The 18103-nt window shown below is 65.4% G+C and carries 19 protein-coding genes; 11 read left to right on the top strand and 8 right to left on the bottom strand.

Annotation, left to right across the window (positions count from 1 at the left end; translation table 11 throughout):
* Positions 1–4: 4 nt before the first annotated feature.
* The 9 genes from rpmA (at position 5) to HUI96_RS14855 (ending at position 8147) form a co-directional block, all read left to right on the top strand.
* The gene (rpmA, locus tag HUI96_RS14895; RefSeq protein WP_188255450.1) at positions 5–274 is read left to right on the top strand and encodes a 50S ribosomal protein L27; all 270 of its coding nucleotides are present in this window, start codon (positions 5–7) and stop codon (positions 272–274) included.
* Between the two features lie 115 nt (positions 275–389).
* Positions 390–977: a GNAT family N-acetyltransferase gene (locus HUI96_RS14890; protein WP_188255449.1), complete on the top strand. Its 588-nt coding sequence runs from the start codon at positions 390–392 to the stop codon at positions 975–977.
* Positions 978–1180: 203 nt separating this feature from the next.
* Positions 1181–2212 carry a GTPase ObgE gene (gene obgE, locus HUI96_RS14885; RefSeq protein ID WP_188255448.1) on the top strand — a complete coding sequence of 344 codons (1032 nt, stop codon included), beginning with the start codon at positions 1181–1183 and terminating at the stop codon, positions 2210–2212.
* Between the two features lie 29 nt (positions 2213–2241).
* On the top strand, positions 2242–3393 hold the full coding sequence (gene proB / locus HUI96_RS14880) for a glutamate 5-kinase (protein ID WP_188255447.1): 1152 nt from the start codon (positions 2242–2244) through the stop codon (positions 3391–3393).
* 3 nt (positions 3394–3396) lie between these two features.
* Positions 3397–4683: a glutamate-5-semialdehyde dehydrogenase gene (locus HUI96_RS14875; RefSeq protein ID WP_188255446.1), complete on the top strand. Its 1287-nt coding sequence runs from the start codon at positions 3397–3399 to the stop codon at positions 4681–4683.
* Positions 4684–4784: 101 nt separating this feature from the next.
* A complete protein-coding gene (locus tag HUI96_RS14870) occupies positions 4785–5048 on the top strand; it encodes a CopG family ribbon-helix-helix protein (protein WP_188255445.1) in 264 nt (87 codons plus the stop codon).
* Positions 5045–5344, top strand: a complete 300-nt coding sequence (locus HUI96_RS14865) for a type II toxin-antitoxin system RelE/ParE family toxin (protein ID WP_188255444.1) — start codon at positions 5045–5047, stop codon at positions 5342–5344. Before HUI96_RS14870 ends, HUI96_RS14865 begins: the two co-directional genes overlap by 4 nt.
* A 32-nt stretch (positions 5345–5376) precedes the next feature.
* A complete protein-coding gene (locus HUI96_RS14860; protein WP_188255568.1) occupies positions 5377–5967 on the top strand; it encodes a nicotinate-nucleotide adenylyltransferase in 591 nt (196 codons plus the stop codon).
* On the top strand, positions 5967–8147 hold the full coding sequence (locus tag HUI96_RS14855; protein WP_188255443.1) for a primosomal protein N': 2181 nt from the start codon (positions 5967–5969) through the stop codon (positions 8145–8147). The genes HUI96_RS14860 and HUI96_RS14855 overlap by 1 nt, the downstream gene beginning before the upstream one ends.
* Positions 8148–8188: 41 nt before the next feature.
* Here the strand turns inward: HUI96_RS14855 and mtnA are convergent, their stop codons facing one another.
* Both mtnA and mtnK read right to left on the bottom strand, forming a co-directional pair.
* A complete protein-coding gene (mtnA, locus tag HUI96_RS14850; protein WP_188255442.1) occupies positions 8189–9283 on the bottom strand; it encodes an S-methyl-5-thioribose-1-phosphate isomerase in 1095 nt (364 codons plus the stop codon).
* Entirely contained in the window at positions 9280–10554 is a 1275-nt protein-coding gene (gene mtnK / locus HUI96_RS14845) for an S-methyl-5-thioribose kinase (RefSeq protein WP_188255441.1), read from the bottom strand. Before mtnK ends, mtnA begins: the two co-directional genes overlap by 4 nt.
* Positions 10555–10752: 198 nt before the next feature.
* Between mtnK and HUI96_RS14840 the strand changes: the two genes are divergently transcribed.
* Positions 10753–10941, top strand: coding sequence for a histidinol dehydrogenase (locus HUI96_RS14840; protein WP_188255440.1), 189 nt, complete (start codon positions 10753–10755; stop codon positions 10939–10941).
* A gap of 63 nt (positions 10942–11004) precedes the next feature.
* Here the strand turns inward: HUI96_RS14840 and HUI96_RS14835 are convergent, their stop codons facing one another.
* The 6 genes from HUI96_RS14835 to HUI96_RS14810 all read right to left on the bottom strand — a co-directional run bounded on the left by HUI96_RS14835 (position 11005) and on the right by HUI96_RS14810 (position 15625).
* Entirely contained in the window at positions 11005–11364 is a 360-nt protein-coding gene (locus tag HUI96_RS14835) for a type II toxin-antitoxin system PemK/MazF family toxin (RefSeq protein WP_188255439.1), read from the bottom strand.
* Entirely contained in the window at positions 11364–11630 is a 267-nt protein-coding gene (locus tag HUI96_RS14830; RefSeq protein WP_188255438.1) for an AbrB/MazE/SpoVT family DNA-binding domain-containing protein, read from the bottom strand. The genes HUI96_RS14835 and HUI96_RS14830 overlap by 1 nt, the downstream gene beginning before the upstream one ends.
* A 69-nt stretch (positions 11631–11699) precedes the next feature.
* Positions 11700–13754 (bottom strand): bifunctional aldolase/short-chain dehydrogenase, encoded by a 2055-nt coding sequence (locus HUI96_RS14825; protein WP_188255437.1) that lies wholly within the window; start codon positions 13752–13754, stop codon positions 11700–11702.
* Between the two features lie 50 nt (positions 13755–13804).
* Positions 13805–14773: a sugar-binding transcriptional regulator gene (locus HUI96_RS14820; protein ID WP_188255436.1), complete on the bottom strand. Its 969-nt coding sequence runs from the start codon at positions 14771–14773 to the stop codon at positions 13805–13807.
* A 203-nt stretch (positions 14774–14976) separates the two neighbouring features.
* Positions 14977–15342: a cell division protein ZapA gene (gene zapA, locus HUI96_RS14815; protein WP_188255435.1), complete on the bottom strand. Its 366-nt coding sequence runs from the start codon at positions 15340–15342 to the stop codon at positions 14977–14979.
* 10 nt (positions 15343–15352) lie between these two features.
* Positions 15353–15625: a DUF4164 domain-containing protein gene (locus HUI96_RS14810; RefSeq protein WP_188255434.1), complete on the bottom strand. Its 273-nt coding sequence runs from the start codon at positions 15623–15625 to the stop codon at positions 15353–15355.
* Between the two features lie 253 nt (positions 15626–15878).
* Here HUI96_RS14810 and tkt point away from each other — a divergent pair, with 253 nt between their 5' ends.
* Positions 15879–17870 carry a transketolase gene (gene tkt / locus HUI96_RS14805; protein WP_188255433.1) on the top strand — a complete coding sequence of 664 codons (1992 nt, stop codon included), beginning with the start codon at positions 15879–15881 and terminating at the stop codon, positions 17868–17870.
* The last annotated feature ends 233 nt before the right edge of the window (positions 17871–18103 follow it).

The raw sequence follows: 18103 nt of genomic DNA, 5'->3' as shown, positions 1-18103 counted from the left end.
AACAATGGCACACAAGAAGGCTGGCGGTTCGTCGCGCAACGGTCGCGATTCGGAATCCAAGCGCCTCGGCGTGAAGAAGTTCGGCGGCGAGTCCGTACTGGCCGGCAACATCCTCGTGCGTCAACGCGGCACCAAGTGGCACCCCGGCACCAATGTCGGCATGGGCAAGGATCATACCCTTTTTGCGCTCGAGGCCGGTGCCGTCGCATTTGCCAAGAAAGCCAACGGCCGAACCTACGTATCGGTGAACCCGATTCAGGAAGCAGCGGAGTAGCCGGACCCGCACCACAACACCGGCGCCCCATCTCGGGAACCGGTGTCTGGCAGAGCCAGAAAAGGATCAGGGGAGATGGGTCGCCATCTCCCCTTTTCATTGCTGGAGGACTGCCATGGTTGCCGAGAAGGAAGTCAGCGAAGACGAAAGTCTGGCGATCGCCCGCCGGATCCTGACCACCGAGCGCCTGATTATGCGCCAGCCGCGCGAGAGCGACATCCCCGCGTTGGTAGTCCTGGCGGACAACCGGCACGTGGCGGAGATGCTTGCCCGCATGCCGCACCCCTACGGGGAGGCGGAGGCCCGCACCTTCATCGCCATGGAGCAGCGGCGCATGGTCGGAGCCGCCTACGCTCTGACGCTCGCCGGCAACGGCACGCTCATTGGATGCGCCGGGCTGAACGCCACCGAGCGCGGGCTCGAACTGGGCTACTGGATCGGCGAGCCCCACTGGAAGCAGGGTTTTGCGACGGAAGCGGCGCATGCGCTGGTCGACCTGGCCTTCGAGGCGACCGACACCAACGTGCTGCATGCCTCCTGCCGCGTGATCAATCCGGCGTCGCGGCGCGTGATCCACAAGTGCGGGTTCCAGTATGCCGGCCAGGGCATGATGCACTCGCTAGTGGCCGGCCAGGTGCCGATCGAGCGCTACCGGCTGGACCGCAGGACCTGGGCCAGCCTGCGCAGTTGGGCGAGAAGTTGAGGCGTACGGAGGACGACAGGCTTCTTGCTCGCATGAAAGAACCCCCTCTCCGTCCCGCCCTTCAGGCTCGACGGAGAGGGGGTCGACAGTGTTCCTCAGTGAGCGGGACAACCCCAGCCCCGAGGGCCATCTCCACCACACCCCTCGCGCCGCGGGGCATATTCAGCTAGAGCGGGCGCGCAATTCGGCGCCGATGTGAGACCATGAAATTTCTCGACCAGGCCAAAGTCTACATCCGCTCCGGCGACGGGGGACGCGGTTCCGTCTCCTTCCGGCGCGAAAAATTCATTGAGTTCGGCGGGCCGGACGGGGGCGACGGCGGACGCGGCGGCGATGTCTGGGTCGAGGCGGTCGACGGGCTGAACACGCTTATCGACTACCGATATCAGCAGCATTTCCGGGCCAAGACCGGCGTGCACGGCATGGGCCGCAACCGCACCGGAGCGAAGGGCGCCGACGTGGTCCTGAAGGTGCCGGCCGGCACGCAGGTCTACGAGGAGGACAACGAGACGCTGATCTGCGACCTCACCGAGGTCGGACAGCGCTTCCTCCTCGCCAAGGGCGGCAATGGCGGTTTTGGCAACCAGCATTTCAAGACCTCGACCAACCAGGCACCGCGCCATGCGAACCCCGGGCTTCCCGGCGACGAGAAGACGATCTGGCTGAGGCTGAAGCTGATCGCTGATGCGGGTCTGGTCGGGCTGCCGAACGCAGGCAAGTCGACCTTCCTGGCGTCGGTGAGCGCTGCGAAGCCGAAGATTGCCGACTACCCCTTCACCACGCTGCACCCCAACCTCGGCGTCGCCCGCATCGACGCGCGCGAGTTCGTCATCGCCGATATCCCCGGGCTGATCGAAGGGGCGCACGAGGGTGTGGGTATCGGCGACCGCTTCCTCGGCCATGTCGAGCGCACCCGCGTGCTGCTGCACCTGGTCTCGGCGCAAGAGGAGAGCCCGGCCAAGGCCTACAAGACGGTCCGGGCCGAGTTGGAGGCCTACGGCAACGGCCTTGCCGAGAAGCCGGAGATCGTTGCGCTGTGCCAGGCCGACACGCTGGATGCCGAGGGCCGGAAGAAGAAGCTTGCTTCCCTGAAGCGCGCCGCGGGCCGCACGCCGCTGATGCTTTCTGCGGTGTCTGGTGAGGGCGTGGAAGCGGCGCTGCGGAGCCTGATGGCGGAGATCGAAGGCGCGCGGGAAGAGGCACCGGCGGGAGCAGACGAGCGGTGGCAGCGGTAATCCGGATGCAATCATTGTAAATGAACGGAATGGTGACTCCCTCTCTCAAACCCTACCGCCGCATCACGGTAAAGATCGGCTCGGCGCTGCTGGTGGATCGCGAAGCCGGCCTCAAGCGCGCATGGCTTGAGTCGCTTTGCGACGACATTGCCGCGCTTGCTTCTAATGGCGCCGAGATCCTGGTCGTCTCTTCCGGCGCCATCGCACTCGGCCGCACGGTTCTGTCGCTCGGCAGGCGCAGGCTGAAGCTGGAAGAAAGCCAGGCGGCGGCCGCGGTCGGCCAGATCGCGCTGGCCAGCGCCTGGTCGGAGGCGCTGGGCCGCCACGGCCTGCGCTCGGGCCAGATCCTGCTCACCCTCGGCGACACCGAGGAGCGCCGCCGCTATCTCAATGCGCGCGCCACTATCTCCAAGCTCCTGGAATTCACGGCCGTTCCGGTGATCAACGAGAACGACACGGTCGCCACCACCGAGATCCGCTATGGCGACAACGACAGGCTGGCTGCCCGCGTCGCGACCATGATGGGCGCCGACCTGCTGGTGCTCCTCTCCGACATCGACGGGCTATACACCGCGCCGCCCGCCAAAGACCCGAAGGCCGAGTTCATCCCCGTAGTCGACCGCATCACGCCGGAGATCGAGGCGATGGCCGGGGCTGCCGCCTCCGAACTGTCGCGTGGCGGCATGCGCACCAAGCTCGACGCCGGCAAGATCGCGACGCTGGCCGGGACCGCCATGATCATCACCTCCGGCACGCGCAACAATCCGCTCTCGGCGATCGAGCGGGGCGAGCGCGCGACCTTCTTCCGCCCGAGCCCCAACCCGGTGAAAGGCTACAAGACCTGGATCGCCGGCCAGTTGGAGCCGGCCGGGCGGCTGACCATCGATGCCGGCGCAGTCCAGGCGCTGCTTGCTGGAAAATCCCTGCTGCCGGCCGGCGTGCGCGCGGTGACCGGCACGTTTTCTCGCGGCGACACCGTGGCCATCGTCGATCCCGAAGGGCGCGAGATCGCGCGGGGCCTTATCGGCTACGATTCGGTCGATGCCATGAAGATCGCAGGCAGGAAGACCGGCGACATAGAGGCGGTTCTCGGCTATGAAGCCCGTTCCGCGATGATCCACCGGGACGACCTGGTGGTGAGGGAAAGGGCGGCGCGCCGACGCGAAGCTGCGCAGGATTGAGCCATGCTGAACAGGAACGACATCGCCGGGCACGACACGGTCTCTATCATGGCCGAGATCGGCCGCAGGGCGCGCGCGGCCGAGCGGCCACTGGCGCTGGCTTCGCCGGAGCAGAAGCGAGCCGCGCTGATCGCCATGGCCGACGCGATCGTGCGTGACGGGCGAAGAATCCTCGAGGCAAATGCCATCGACCTGAAGAACGGCGAGGAAGCCGGCCTGTCGAGCGCCATGATGGACCGGCTGAAGCTGACGCCCGACCGCATCAAGGGAATGGCCGACGGCGTGCGTGCCATCGCCGAGCTCCGCGATCCGGTGGGCGACGTGATCGCCGAATGGGACCGGCCGAACGGCCTTCACATGGAGCGCGTGCGCACGCCGCTCGGCGTCATCGGAGTCATCTATGAGAGCCGGCCCAATGTGACGGCGGATGCCGGCGCGCTCTGCCTGAAGGCGGGCAACCCGGTGATCCTGCGCGGAGGCTCGGACTCGCTCAACTCGTCGTCGGCAATCCACGCCTCCCTTGCCGAGGGCCTAAGGGCCGCGGGGCTGCCTGAGGAGGCCATCCAACTCGTGCCGGTGGCGGATCGTGCCGCGGTCGGCGAGATGCTGAAGGGTCTTTCCGGCAATCTCGACGTGATCGTGCCGCGCGGCGGAAAAAGCCTCGTCGCCCGCGTGCAGGCCGAGGCGCGCGTGCCGGTGTTTGCGCATCTCGAAGGCCTCTGCCATGTCTATGTCGACCGCTCGGCGAAGCTCGACATGGCGGTTTCGGTGGTCGTCAACGCCAAGATGCGCCGCACCGGCATCTGCGGCGCGGCGGAGACGCTGCTGGTCGATCGCGCCGTGGCCGCGACTCATCTCATGCCGATTCTTGACGCGCTCGCTGCGGCAGGCTGCGAAATCCGCGCCGATGCGGAGGTGCAGGCACTCTATCCTGCGGCCAAACCCGCCACCGAAGCGGACTGGTCGACCGAGTATCTTGAGGCGATCCTCTCGGTAAAACTGATCGACGGGATCGGCGGCGCAATCGAGCACATCGACCAGTGGTCGTCGCACCACACCGAGGCAATCATCGCCGAGGACGCGGCCACCGTGGAGCGCTTCTTCAACGAGGTGGATTCGGCCATCCTGCTACACAATGCCTCGACCCAGTTCGCTGACGGCGGCGAGTTCGGTTTCGGCGGCGAGATCGGCATCTCGACGGGCAAGATGCACGCCCGCGGGCCAGTGGGCGTCGAGCAACTGACTTCCTTCAAGTACCGCGTGCGCGGCACCGGGCAGGTCAGGCCGTGAGCTAAGCTTGGCGTCGTTCGACGACACCCCCTCTGGCCTGCTTCCCTGATCCGGTTCGCCTCCTCCTGACAAGCTCACCCCGATCGTGCTATGATGTGCACATGAAACCACATCTCTCCGAAACGGTGACCGTCCGGCTGAGCGGCGAGACCAAGGCGAAGCTGAACGCGCTTGCCGAGCACACGCGGCGGACGAAGTCCTTTCTGGCCGGAGAAGCCATCGAGGATTACGTCGAACGCGAGCTCGCGATTGTAGCGGGCGTTCAGCGTGGCCTCGATGATATGGAGGCGGGCCGGGTGACGTCGCACAAGGACGCCATGCGGCGCATCAAGGCTTTGATCGAAAGTGCGCAAAAGACCAGATGAGGGAAGTCGTCTGGTCGGATGACGCTCTGCAAGATTTCGAGGCCTCTATCGCCTACATCGCCGTGGAAAGCCCAAAGGCAGCTTCGTTAGTGGCCGAGCGGATTGATACGGCACTAAACCATCTCGCGGAGTTTCCGACTGGGCACCAAGGGCGGGTGCGGGGGACCTATGAGAAAATCGTGCAAAGGACGCCATACATCGTCTGCTATGCACTTTCGGAGCGCCGCCTGACCGTTCTGCGCATCATCCATGGAGCGCGGGACTGGCCCGACGACAGTTGGCCGGAAGAGGGCTGATGACGCCTGATGTCCAACATCGCTATCTCGAAATGCCGCATGTCGAGAAAGGCATGCAGGTCGGGCTGTTCGGCGGCTCGTTCAACCCGCCGCATGCCGGCCATGCGCTGGTCGCAGAGATCGCGCTGCGGCGCCTGGCGCTCGACCAGCTCTGGTGGATCGTCACGCCAGGCAATCCCCTGAAGGCCGGTAAGGAATTGGCGCCGCTGGCCGAGCGCATCCGACTTTCCGAAGCGATCATGCGCGATCGGCGCGTGAAAGTGACGGCCTTCGAGGCGGGTCGCAATTTGCGCTTCACCGCCGACACGCTGGCTCTGGTTAAGGAGCGGAACCCGGGCGTCGACTTCGTCTGGATCATGGGCGCTGACAATCTTCGAGACTTTCATCACTGGCAGCGCTGGCGCCAGATCGCCTTGACCTTCCCGATTGCCGTCATCGATCGGCCGGGAGCGACGTTGTCATTCCTGTCTTCGGTGATGGCAAAAACCTTCGACTACGCCCGCGTCGACGAGGCCTCCGCGCCGCGGCTCGCCCGCATGCAGGCGCCGGCCTGGACCTTCATCCACGGCCCGCGATCGCCGCTGTCCTCCACCGCGCTCAGGGCAGTGCGGCAGGGAACGTGATGCAGAAATTTCTTCAAACTCGCGCGGTGCCGGTAATGGTGCCCATGCCGGCGGACGGCCCCTACAGCTACGCCGTGCCGGAAGGCACGGCGGTCGAGCCCGGCTCGATCGTTCGGGTGCCGCTCGGGCCGCGGCTCGTGGCCGGCGTCGTGTGGGACGGAGAGGGCGGCGCGGTCGATCCCAAGAAGCTGCGGCCGATCGACCATGTCTTCGACTGCCCCGTGGTGCCGGAAGAAATGCGGCGGTTCGTCGACTGGGTTGCCAGCTACACCCTGACGCCACCCGGCCTGGTCGCCCGCATGATCCTGCGCGCGCCGGAGGCCTTCGATCCGGAGCCCTGGATCGAGGGGCTGCGGAAGACGGCGAACGAGCCCGACCGTATGACCGAAGCGAGGGCAAAGGTGCTCGCCCTCGCCGATGGCGGCCTGACCTGGACCCGTTCGGGTCTCGCGCACGCCGCAGGGGTTTCCTCGACCGTCGTGGAAGGATTGAGGGCGCAGGGCGTGCTGGCGACCGAGATGATCCCGCCGCGCCCGGTGGTCGCGCGGCCCGATCCGGGTTTTGGCAAGAATTTGCTCAGCCCCGACCAGCGGCAGGCAGCGGCCGAGCTGTGCGAGACGGTCGGCAACGGTGGCTTCGCCGTGACGCTGATCGATGGCGTGACCGGCTCGGGCAAGACCGAGGTCTATTTCGAGGCGGTGGCTTCCGCCATCTCCGCCGGCAAGCAGGTGCTGATCCTTCTGCCCGAGATCGCGCTCACCCAGGCTTTTCTTGAACGCTTCCACGACCGGTTCGGGGCGCGGCCGGCCGAATGGCATTCGGACCTTCCGCCCCGTATGCGCGAGCGGGTCTGGCGGCAGGTGGCGGAAGGCCAGGTCCGGGTGGTCGCCGGCGCGCGTTCCGCTCTGTTCCTGCCGTTTCCGGAACTCGGCCTGATCGTCGTCGACGAGGAGCACGACCCCGCCTTCAAGCAGGAGGACCGCGTCTTCTACAACGCCCGCGACATGGTCGTGGTGCGGGCACGCATCGGCGACTTCCCCGTCGTGCTCGCTTCGGCCACCCCCTCGATCGAGACCCGGGTGAATGCGGACCAGGGGCGTTACCGGCGCATCGTGCTGCCGTCGCGCTTCGCAAATGCCGCCCTGCCCGACATTCGCGCGATCGACCTAAGGCGCTCCGCTCCGGCGCGCGGAAGCTTCCTCTCGCCCGTGCTGCTTGAGGCGATAGGCTCCACCATCGCACGCGGCGAGCAGGCGCTGCTTTTCCTAAACCGCCGGGGCTATGCCCCGCTGACTCTATGCCGCGTCTGCGGCCACCGTTTCCAGTGCCCGTCCTGCTCCGCCTGGCTGGTCGAGCACCGGTTCCGCGGCCAACTGCTCTGCCACCATTGCGGACATCATGAGGCGCGGCCGGAGGCCTGCCCGGAATGCGGCACGTTTGACCACCTTGTCGCCTGCGGGCCGGGCATCGAGCGCGTGGCAGAGGAGACGGTCGCCCTGTTCCCGGATGCGCGCGTCATCGTGCTCTCTTCCGACATGCTCGGTGGCGTGAAGCGGCTGCGGCTGGAACTCGACGCCATCGCCAAGGGCGAGGCGGACATCGTGATCGGCACGCAGTTGGTGGCGAAGGGGCACAATTTTCCGAACATGACGCTGGTCGGGGTAGTCGACGCCGATCTGGGCCTGGCGAACGGCGATCCGCGCGCGGCGGAACGCACTTTTCAGCTGCTCAGCCAGGTGACGGGCCGGGCGGGGCGGACCGGCAAGAAGAGCATCGGCCTCCTGCAGACCTTCCAGCCGGAGCACCCGGTCGTGCGGGCGTTGGTCTCCGGCGACGCCGAGACTTTCTACCAGCGCGAGATCGCCGAGCGGGAACGGGGAGGGCTGCCACCGTTCGGACGGCTCGCCAGCATCATCGTGAGCGCCGGGACGCGGGGCGAAGCGGAGGAGCATGCGCGGCAGTTGCGCCGTGCGGCACCCCAGGCCGCGGACATTGCCGTGCTCGGCCCGGCAGAAGCGCCGCTGGCGCTGGTTGCCGGCCGCCACCGCTTCCGCCTCCTCGTCCACGGCGAACGCCGGTCGGACATGCAGGGGTTTTTGCGGGCAATGCTGAACGCCGGGCCGAAGCCACGCCGCACGGTGCGGGTTCAGGTGGATGTCGACCCGCAGAGCTTCTTGTAAGGGGTTCCTGCGAAGCGAGGCGCAGGACAATCGGAAAAAAGCTAACCCCGCTCCGGGAAGAGCACCAGCAGCCCTTCCCGCGATGGCTGTGCGATGCCGCGCTCGGTGATCAGTCCCGTCACTAGCCGCGCCGGTGTCACGTCGAAGGCGGGGTTGCGGGCCGGCGTGGCATCCGGAGAAATGCGCACCTGAGCGATCTCGCCGTCGCCGGTCTTGCCCCAGACCAGCGAGACCTCGTCGCCGGAGCGTTCTTCGATCGGGATCTTCTTCAGACCGTCGGAGACCGTCCAGTCGATGGTGGGCGACGGCAGGCCGACGTAGAAGGGCACGCGGTTGTCGGCGGCCGCAAGCGCCTTCAGATAGGTGCCGATCTTGTTGCAGACGTCGCCGTTCGCCGTCGTGCGGTCGGTGCCGACGATCACCATGTCGATCTCGCCATGCTGCATCAGATGCCCGCCGGCATTGTCGACGAGCAGCGTGTGCGGCACGCCATGCCCGACCATCTCCCAGGCGGTGAGTTGGGCGCCCTGATTGCGCGGCCGTGTCTCGTCGACAAAGACGTGGACCGGAACCCCGGCCTCGATCGCCATGTAGATCGGCGCGGTCGCGGTTCCGTAGTCGACGGTCGCCAGCCAGCCTGCGTTGCAATGGGTGAGGATGTTTACCGGCTGCCCTGGCTGTTTGAGCGCGGCGATGTCGCGGATGACGGAGAGGCCGTGCTGGCCGATCGAGCGGTTGAGTGCGACATCCTCGTCCGCGATCTCGGCCGCTCGCCTGTAGGCCGCTTCGGCGCGCTGGTCCGGCGTGAGCGGTTTCAGCACGCGCGCCATCTCGTCGAGCGCCCAGCGCAGATTGATCGCGGTGGGCCGCGTCTCGTGAAGCCTGTGCCACACCGCCTGCAGAGCTTCGTCCGATGGATCCTCGGCCATCTGCAGCGCCACGCCGTAGGCGGCGGTGACGCCGATCAGCGGCGCGCCGCGAACCCACATGTCGCGGATCGCGATGGCGATCCCGTCGACCGTGTCCACGGTTTCTATCCGGAACGAGTGCGGCAGCCAGCGCTGGTCGATGATATCGACCGAGCGGCCGTCTTCGTTCAGCCAAATCGTGCGGTAGTGCTTTTCACCGACCTTCATGCGGCGTCCTCCTTCTCGATCAGCCGCGCCAGGGCGTTCACCTCTTCAATGCTATGGATCTGCCTTCGGTTCACGACGATATGGCGGCCGAAGCGCAGAGCCTTGGATTCGCACGAAGCGCGCAGGTCGGCATCCTCGATCGTCTCGAAATCGGCATTGTGGGCGAGCCCAAGGATGCGGCGGTGGCATTCGATGCCGGCGAAGCCCAGCATGTCCTGGAACAGCGCGTGCAACACCTGATCGAGCGCCTGCTCGGAGGCGAGCACGTCGCCCTGATCCTCGAACAGGCTTTTCTGGTAGAGGATGCCGGTGCGCTCGGTGCGCCACAGATGCGAGAACTCCGTCCGGAATACGGACCAGGCTTCCACGACCGTGCCGAGCAGGTAGTCGCGCACCGATTCGCGGCTGCTGCCCTCCTCGTGCCCGCGCTGCGAAAAGTAGGACATCCAGAAATTGGCGAGCGCCATGCCCACATCGAAGGCCATCGGCCCGTAGAAGGCGAACTCCGGGTCGATCATCCGGGTGTCTTCCTCGGTGACCATGATCGAGCCGGTGTGCAGGTCGCCGTGCAGCAGCGTCTCGGCGTTGGCGGCGAAGGCGTGCTTCAGCCGTTGCGCCTCCACCTTCAGGTCGCGATCGGCGCGCAACTGCGCGACGACCGGGTCGAGCTGCGGCGAGGTGTGGCGGTTCAGCTTCGCGTCGAAATAGGGATCGGAAAAGACCAAATTCTCGGTGATGTCGCAGAGCTCGGCATTGTCGGCGAAGAGCGCGACGTCGGCCTTGCGCTGCCGCGTTTCCATGGAGAGGTCGGAGCCGCGGAACAGAGTGCGCGCCATGAACAGGCCGAGATCGCGCCCGACGCGCGGCAACTGCCTGCCCTGGATCAGCGCCTTTCTCAGGATGATGTGGGGCTCGAGATATTCCATGACGATCAGCGCCTGCGCGTGATCGAAATGGTAGATTTTTGGCACTGTCCCGACGCCCGCGCGCGCCTCCTGCCGCGTCAGGGCGTGATACTCGAAGAAGGATCGCTTCAGCGGCAGCGGCCAGGAGTCGCCGACGAGGCGGACATAGGGCAGCGCCTGCTTGACCACCACCGCGCCGACAGGTCCCTCGACGATGAACACCAAGTTGAGATTGCCGTCGCCGACCTCGCGCACCTTCCAGGTGCTTGTGTCCGCCCCTACCCGATCGGCAACCACCGTCACCTCGCCCAGCCGGCGCGGCAATGTCTCGACGGTCAGCGCCTTGAAGCTGTCCATTTGAGTCATCGAGCCTCCTCCCTGATGCTCTCGATGACGATAGCACGTGCGACAGACCGCGCCAGTTTGTCAATCGTCAACGAGGCTGACAATTGCTGAGCAGGGCCCAGCAGAGAAGGTCGCAGTTGGTCAGATGTGGGAGTAGGGGTATGCTCGCAGCTTGTTCCTCGAAGGAGACATCGGACCGGAGGGCCTAGGATGGGACGCTTGAGATCCGATGACAGCGGCACCAAAGCCGAACGCCCTGCCAAACGTGTCGATCAGAAAACTGATCGAAATAGCGGCGCGCTGCTTGAACGAATTTCGCCGGCGCTCGCACTCGCTGACAACCTAGGGCCTGGCGATCCGGACTTCGATATGAAGAGGTTTACGGATCAGATGTGGGACGAAACCTAAACAAGAGGCCCGCCGTTGCCTCCGGTGAAGTCTCATGTCTCGATGCAAGTCCACCCCGGACAATCACACCTCGGGGTCGATCGCGCTCAGGACACGTGAAACGATCTCGTCGGCAGTTGCTTCGTCCAGCGTTTCAACGAAGCGCGCTGTCCCTGCCCGCACGCGAGCCTCGATATCGAAGCTCCTCACCTGATTGCAGACGGCAACGCCGGTCGTTTCGTGACCCGTGATCGAAACCGCCAGGCCAACGTTGCGGACGTGCAGGCCGCCTGTTGTGACAGGCACCGTCATGCAGATGCCGAGCGCGTTGATCTCGGGGGTGATCACCACGAAGCGGTGGCGATCTTTCATCTCCCGTCCAGCGACCGGATTGGGATCGATCCAGAAAACGTCGCCTCGACGAGGTACGTTGTCTCGGACCATCAGGAGATTTCGCGACCAACGGGCTCGCCTTCCCGCGCCCATGCGGTTTCCGCATTGAGTTCGGAGAGTGCTTCGGCCCCCTGCAGGAGTTCCTCAAGGGAATAGCGCCTACGCACCGAGCTTATCGGGCGCGCGACCAGTTCTCCCTCCGTAACGGTCAGCGAGACTTGTCCCCCGACGTCAAGGTTCATCATTTTTAACAGCGCGGGCGGAATGGTGATCACGGCCGCGCCGCCTTGCCGGCGGATTTTCGAGGTAACCGTCATCTGAGCCTCCAGAGGAAGTGCAACATATGTAGCACTTTCTCGGAAGGACTGAAATGGGCCCTTGCTGCCCTACCTCATTGCCGCCGCGATGTTGCCGCCATCGACCGTGGTGACGTCCGCCGTCGTCCGCTCCGCCAGCGCATGGTGGAGGAAGGCCTGGGCGACATGCTCGGCCGTCACCTCCTGGCCGAGCAGGTTGCCGCTCATATAATCCTTCTCGGAAACGCCCCGCGCCTTTGAGCGGCTGGCGATCATCGCGTCCGTCAGCAGGCCGGAGCGGATGCGGTCGGCGTTAACCGCGTTGGAGCGCACGCCGATCGGGCCGTATTCGAGCGCATACTGGCGCGACAGGAACAGCGTCGCGGCCTTGGGCAACCCGTAGGCGCCGAAGTTCGCGCCGGGATTGATCGCCTGCTTGCTGGTGTTGAAGAGCAGCACGCCGCCGGTGCCCTGTTCCTTGAAGATGCGCACCGCGTTCTTCGCCGCGTTCTGGTGGGCGAAGAAGTTGAGCTCGAAGCTCTTGCGCAGTGTGGCGTCGTCGAGTTCGCCGATCTTTCCCTCCCAGGCGGCGCCGGCATTCGAGACGAGGATGTCGAGGCCGCCATAAACTTCCACTGCCTTGTCGAAGGCGCTCCTGAGCGCGGTCGGATCAGTGATGTCGCAGCCGACGCCGATGGACTGGTTGCCGGCCTTCTTGGCGGCCTCGGCAGCACGATCCGCGTCGAGGTCCACTACGACTGCATGCGCGCCGTTGTCGGCAAAGAGCTTTGCCGTGGCCGCGCCGATGGCGCCGGCTCCGCCGGTGATCAACACGACCTGCCCGGTCAGGGGCTTCAGCTTGTTCGACGCGAGTTTCGCCTGCTCCAGCGACCAATATTCCAGCTCGAACAGATCCGCATGCGCGAGCGGATGGAAGCTGCCGATGGCTTCGGCGCCGCGCACCGCCTCGATCCACATCTCGCCGACATCGGAAGCGATTTTCGCATCCTTCAGCGTACGGCCGTGGCCGAACATGCCGAGCCCCGGCACGAGCGTGAGCCGCGGCATCGGGTCGAGCATGGTGCGCCTGATGTCGTCACGTGCGTTGTTCGTCTCAAAGTAATTCACGTAATCGGTGGCGAACGCTGCGACTTTTTCGGAGATGACCTTCGCGTAATCCGAAAGCGCGCCGGCCTTCGGAATCGGCAGCACCATCGGCCCGGTTTTGATGCGGATCGACAGGTCTGGCGTGGACACGCCGGCCTTCGCCAGCGCCTCGAGCCGGGGCGAATTCAGGAAATTCAGGATTTCCGGCGAGGTGCGGAACTCGCTGATCATCCGGTCGAAGCGGCCCTCGCCCTTTTTCACCGCGACTGCGCCGCGCAACATGGGCGCGATCTCGGCCGGTTTCGCGAGATTAGTGGGAAGAGCGGCTGCGGCGGTCGTCGGCTTCGCCCTGGCCGCGATGAACTCTTCGGCCTTGGTGACGGCATCGATCATGCGGTCGTAGGCTTCGCGCGCCGTCTCCCCGAAGGTGAAAATGCCGTGCTTGTCGAGGATGAGGCCCTCGACCGATGTGTCGCGCTCGAACATCTCGGCGGCAGCCTTGGCGAGGTCGAAGCCGGGCTTGATGTAAGGCACGAAGCCGAACGTTTTTCCGAACACCTCGCGGCAGATCGGCTCGCTATCCTTCTGGTCGATCAGCGAGAGAACCGCGGTCGAATGCGTATGGTCCACGAATTTGTGCGGCAGGAACGCGTGCAGCAGCGTCTCGACCGAGGGGTTGGGCGAGGCGGGGTCGATGAGATTGGCGCGCTGCAGGGCGACCATGTCCTCGTCCGAAAGGCTCTGCAGCTTGCGCGCCTTGAGCAGCGGGGCGAGCTTTACCGCAGGCAGGCCCTGCGGCTCGATCACGCCCATGTCCCAGCCGCTGCCCTTCACGCACAGCACGTCCCATTCGTCGCCGACCAAGTCGGTGACCCTGAGCTTGACCGAGGTGTTGCCGCCGCCATGCAGCACCAGCCGCGGCTCGCCGCCGAGCAGCCGCGTCGTATAGACGCGCAGCGCCAGATCGCGCTCGATGCCTTTCGCTGCATAGCTCTCAACTAGCCTTTCGGCTTCCGCATCGCTCCACAGGTTCTTCATCGGTCTCCGTCCCGTCTCGATGTCCATTCGCGGCCGCCGACGCGGCTCCGCTACTTTTCAGTAGCCGACTGAAGGCTTGAGCCCTCGTCAAGCAGCCGCCGCGCCATGTACGCCCCGAGCACCAGATGAGTGCACAGTCCTCCCGCGAGTGCCGCCTTCAGGGGCCCGAACTTGCTCTCTTCCTGCACGACCACCAGCCGCTTCGGGATTGCGCGCAACGAGTCCAGATCGGCGGAGATCAACCGGGAATTATAGTCGCAGTCCAGCGACTTTCCTTGCGCATCGATGATCCTGCCGGCGACCACGCCCGCCGCTCCCAGTCGCCTCAGTTCGGCCAGTTCATCGAGATCGACGGCTCCGCAGCGGACCACGTGGCTGTCGTCGTCGACCGTGCCGACCGAGAACAGCGCGAGGTCGCAGCGCGCGATGCCTTCCAGTTGCTCGCGGATCACGGGCTCGGACCTAAGCTGCGCAGCGAGTTTCTCGGTGCTGAGCACCAGCGGCGCGTAGATGTTGATGCCCTTGGCATTCAGCCTCCTGGCGATCTCCATCGTGCATTCGTCCGGCCGGTAGGAATAGGGGGCACCGAGATTTCCGCAGAGCTGGACGACGGTGACGCCCTGCAGGTCGGCGTGGGCCATGAGGGCGGCGATGGTATAGACGGTCCGGCCCCAGGCGACGCCGACGCGTGTGCCCGGCCGAACCAGATCCAGGAACACGCTGGCTGCGACCACGGGAACTTCGGAGTGCGGGTCCTGCGTCCGCGTCGTCGCCGGAACGACCCAGACGCCGGCAAGACCGAGCGCGTCCTCGAGTTGGCGGGCGAGCACATCGTCAGCGAACAGCCGGGTGGACGCCGAGATGCTGACGATGCCAGTCTCGCGCGCCTTGCGCAGATACATGGCGACCGAGGCGCGCGAGATGTTCAGTTCGCGGGCGACCTCGTCCTGGCGCATGCTATGCGCGTAGTAGAGCCACGCGGCCTTGTGGATGATCTGGTCTGCCGGCCGGATGCCCATCTCTCCTCCTGCCCGCAAGTGTCAGAGCGGCTGACAAATGTCAATTGTGGGAGACTGCGTTCTGTCTCAGAGGCGAGCGAGGAAGGGGCGCCTACATCACGGCCGGCGCTTCCTCGCCCCCTTTAGGGGGAGGTGTCGAGGCGAAGCCGTGACGGAGAGGGGGAGCGGTCGGTTAGAGTACTCGGCCCTTAAGGTGCGCCAAGCTAATCCTTCTTCTCCGCCAGGCGCAGCGCGAGACTCTCCATCCGCTGGGCGAGGCCGGAGAGCGCGCCGATCAGCGCGGCGTCGTTCTTGTCGGCCTTCATGAGCGCTTCGTCGCGGGTCTTGCGCAGGGTCATGATCTCGGCCTCCATACCCTGCACGCGCTTCTGCAACTCGGTGAGTTCGTCCATCACCATGATGCCGGACATGACGGTCAGCCGCTGGTCGCCGATCTCGCCGAACGAATCCTTGAGATGCGAAACATAGCGGTCGAAGCGCTCCGCAAGGTCGACCAGATGCTGCTCCTGGCCTTCGTCACAGGCCATTCGGTAGGTCTTGCCGTCGATCGTGACCGTAACCTGCGCCATGTAGCCCGCCCTATCTGTCGAGCACCGCTCGGATCGTCTCCATCGCCGTGACAAGACGCCGAGAGACCTCCTTGTTGGCTTCCTCGAGACGTTCGCCGCGGGCCTCCGAAAGGTCGAGTTCCTGGGCAAGCCGGCTGCGGTCAGCGTTCAGCCGCTGAACCTCGGCCTCGGCTTCGGAATAATCCTGCTCGCGCTCGAGGCTAGCGGCGGCCGCCTGCTCGATCGCTTCCATCGCCTTGCCGAGGCGAACGATGACTTCCCTCAGGGTGGTTTCCCCGGTCATGGCACCTTCGAGACCCTGCTGCCCCGACCCGAATCACATGAGAAAAAGCAAAAAGTGATTTGCCGTGAACAAGTATGCGTCGTGTCAATATTCCGTCAACAACGGGCCGGAGCCTATCCCCGGACAAATGGGGCTTAGGTGGGTATCCGCCATTCGGCTAGGGTCCTCGATTTGTTGACTCGCACCCGTCGCCTGCTATGTGTCGCCAGCCCTCGGGGACCGACCCCGCCCTCAAGCCACGAGCGAGCGCAAGATGAGCAACCGTGAAAAGCACGACCGCATGGCCAATGCGATCCGTTTCCTCTCGATGGACGCCGTCGAGAAGGCGAATTCCGGACACCCCGGCCTGCCGATGGGTGCCGCCGACATCGCCACCGTGCTGTTCACCCGCTTCCTGAAGTACGACCCGAAGAACCCGGGCTGGGCGGATCGCGACCGCTTCGTGCTGTCCGCCGGTCACGGCTCCATGCTGCTCTATTCCCTCCTCTACCTGACCGGCTATGAGGACATCACGATCGACGAGATCAAGAACTTCCGCCAGCTCGGATCGCGGACCGCCGGTCATCCCGAATACGGTTTCGCCGGCGGCATCGAGACGACCACGGGTCCGCTCGGGCAGGGTCTTGGCAACTCCGTCGGCATGGCGCTTGCCGAGCGCATCCTCAATGCCCGCTTCGGCGACAGCCTGGTCAACCATTACACCTATGTGCTCGCCGGCGACGGCTGCCTCATGGAAGGCATCAGCCAGGAGGCGCTCAGCCTGGCCGGGCACCTGAAGCTCAACAAGCTGATCGTCTTCTGGGACGACAACAACATCTCGATCGACGGACCGGTGTCGCTCGCCGACTCGACCGACCAGCGCGCCCGCTTCGCAGCGAGCGGCTGGAACACGCTGGCCTGCGACGGCCACGATCCGGATGCGATCGCCGCGGCGATCGAGCAGGCCCAGCAGTCGGACCGACCGACACTGATTGCCTGCAAGACCACGATCGGTTTCGGCGCGCCCACCAAGGCCGGCACCAAGGGCGTCCACGGCTCGCCGCTCGGCAAGGACGAGGTCGCGGCGACCCGCAAAGCTCTCGGCTGGACGGCGGCGCCTTTCGAGGTTCCGTCCGACATCCTCGATGCCTGGCGGCTCGCCGGTCTGAATTCGGCCAAGCGCCGCAAGGAATGGGAGGAGCGGCTGGCCGCTGCTGATGGCGAGACGCGCTCCGAGTTCGAGCGCCGCATGCGCGGTGACCTGCCGGTCGGGCTCGACGAAGCGCTGCTGGATTACAAGAAGAAGCTGGCTGCCGAAAAGCCGAAGGTCGCCACCCGCAAATCCAGCGAGATGGCGCTGGAGGTCATCAACGACATAGTACCGGAGACCATCGGCGGCTCCGCCGACCTCACCGGTTCGAACAACACCAAGACCAGCCAGACCGATCCGATCCAGGCCGGCAAGTACGGCAACCGCTATGTCCACTACGGCATCCGCGAGCACGGCATGGCGGCGGCCATGAACGGCATGACCCTGCATGGCGGCGTCATTCCCTACGGCGGCACCTTCCTGACCTTCTCGGACTACGCCCGCCCGTCGATGCGGCTGGCCTCGCTGATGGGGATCCGCGTGGTCTTCGTCATGACCCACGATTCCATCGGTCTCGGCGAGGACGGGCCTACCCACCAGCCGGTCGAGCATCTGGCGGCGCTAAGGGCGATCCCGAACCATCTGGTGTTCCGTCCGGCGGACGCCACCGAGGCGGCCGAATGCTGGCAGATCGCCCTGGAGAGCACGAGCGCGCCCTCGACGCTCGCGCTCACCCGTCAGAACCTGCCCGCGGTCCGTACCGAGTTCGTCGACGAGAACCTCTGCCGGCTGGGCGCCTACGAACTGGCGACGGCAGAAGGCGAGGCGGAAGTGACGATCTTTGCGACCGGCTCCGAGGTCGAGATCGCGCTGGCCGCGCGCAAGACGCTTCAGCAGAGCGGACACCCGACGCGTGTCGTTTCCGTGCCCTGTTTCGAGCTCTTCGAGCAGCAGTCAGCCGAATACAAGGCCGCCCTGATCGGCAACGCACCGGTCAAGGTGGCCATCGAAGCAGGCATCCGCCAGGGCTGGGACCACTTCATCGGCCTGGACGGCATCTTCATCGGCATGCACGGCTTCGGTGCTTCCGCCCCGATCGAGCAGCTCTATCCGCATTTCGGCATCACGGCGGAGCATACGGTGAAGGCGGTCGAGGAGAAGCTCAAGGCGATCTGATCGCCCGATCGACATCGGCGGAATGCTCTCGGCTTTTGCGGCGGACGTGCCAAACGGTGCGTCCGCCGCTGCTATTTTGTGCGATGCGTTGTCGCAGCCAACCGCTGTCGCCATGCCTTGCTGGACACCAATCGATTTAGCGGAGCTCGGCTCCTATATGGATTCTTGAGCATCCCAGCGTTATGAAGCCGCAGGTGCTGCGCCCCGGCTAAGCCGCTCGATCCCCACAGGAG

This window comes from Pseudaminobacter soli (ex Zhang et al. 2022) (assembly GCF_014595955.1).
Classification (GTDB): domain Bacteria; phylum Pseudomonadota; class Alphaproteobacteria; order Rhizobiales; family Rhizobiaceae; genus Kumtagia; species Kumtagia pseudosoli.
This window is presented reverse-complemented; position numbering and strand designations above follow the sequence as displayed.

Excerpts from the sequence above, each read along its gene's own strand:
- rpmA (WP_188255450.1), top strand. The coding sequence starts at position 5 with ATGGCACACAAGAAGGCTGGCGGTTCGTCGCGCAACGGTCGCGATTCG.
- HUI96_RS14890 (WP_188255449.1), top strand. The coding sequence starts at position 390 with ATGGTTGCCGAGAAGGAAGTCAGCGAAGACGAAAGTCTGGCGATCGCC.
- obgE (WP_188255448.1), top strand. The coding sequence starts at position 1,181 with ATGAAATTTCTCGACCAGGCCAAAGTCTACATCCGCTCCGGCGACGGG.
- proB (WP_188255447.1), top strand. The coding sequence starts at position 2,242 with ATGGTGACTCCCTCTCTCAAACCCTACCGCCGCATCACGGTAAAGATC.
- HUI96_RS14875 (WP_188255446.1), top strand. The coding sequence starts at position 3,397 with ATGCTGAACAGGAACGACATCGCCGGGCACGACACGGTCTCTATCATG.
- HUI96_RS14870 (WP_188255445.1), top strand. The coding sequence starts at position 4,785 with ATGAAACCACATCTCTCCGAAACGGTGACCGTCCGGCTGAGCGGCGAG.
- HUI96_RS14865 (WP_188255444.1), top strand. The coding sequence starts at position 5,045 with ATGAGGGAAGTCGTCTGGTCGGATGACGCTCTGCAAGATTTCGAGGCC.
- HUI96_RS14860 (WP_188255568.1), top strand. The coding sequence starts at position 5,377 with ATGCCGCATGTCGAGAAAGGCATGCAGGTCGGGCTGTTCGGCGGCTCG.
- HUI96_RS14855 (WP_188255443.1), top strand. The coding sequence starts at position 5,967 with ATGCAGAAATTTCTTCAAACTCGCGCGGTGCCGGTAATGGTGCCCATG.
- mtnA (WP_188255442.1), bottom strand. The coding sequence starts at position 9,283 with ATGAAGGTCGGTGAAAAGCACTACCGCACGATTTGGCTGAACGAAGAC.
- mtnK (WP_188255441.1), bottom strand. The coding sequence starts at position 10,554 with ATGACTCAAATGGACAGCTTCAAGGCGCTGACCGTCGAGACATTGCCG.
- HUI96_RS14835 (WP_188255439.1), bottom strand. The coding sequence starts at position 11,364 with ATGGTCCGAGACAACGTACCTCGTCGAGGCGACGTTTTCTGGATCGAT.
- HUI96_RS14830 (WP_188255438.1), bottom strand. The coding sequence starts at position 11,630 with ATGACGGTTACCTCGAAAATCCGCCGGCAAGGCGGCGCGGCCGTGATC.
- HUI96_RS14825 (WP_188255437.1), bottom strand. The coding sequence starts at position 13,754 with ATGAAGAACCTGTGGAGCGATGCGGAAGCCGAAAGGCTAGTTGAGAGC.
- HUI96_RS14820 (WP_188255436.1), bottom strand. The coding sequence starts at position 14,773 with ATGGGCATCCGGCCGGCAGACCAGATCATCCACAAGGCCGCGTGGCTC.
- zapA (WP_188255435.1), bottom strand. The coding sequence starts at position 15,342 with ATGGCGCAGGTTACGGTCACGATCGACGGCAAGACCTACCGAATGGCC.
- HUI96_RS14810 (WP_188255434.1), bottom strand. The coding sequence starts at position 15,625 with ATGACCGGGGAAACCACCCTGAGGGAAGTCATCGTTCGCCTCGGCAAG.
- tkt (WP_188255433.1), top strand. The coding sequence starts at position 15,879 with ATGAGCAACCGTGAAAAGCACGACCGCATGGCCAATGCGATCCGTTTC.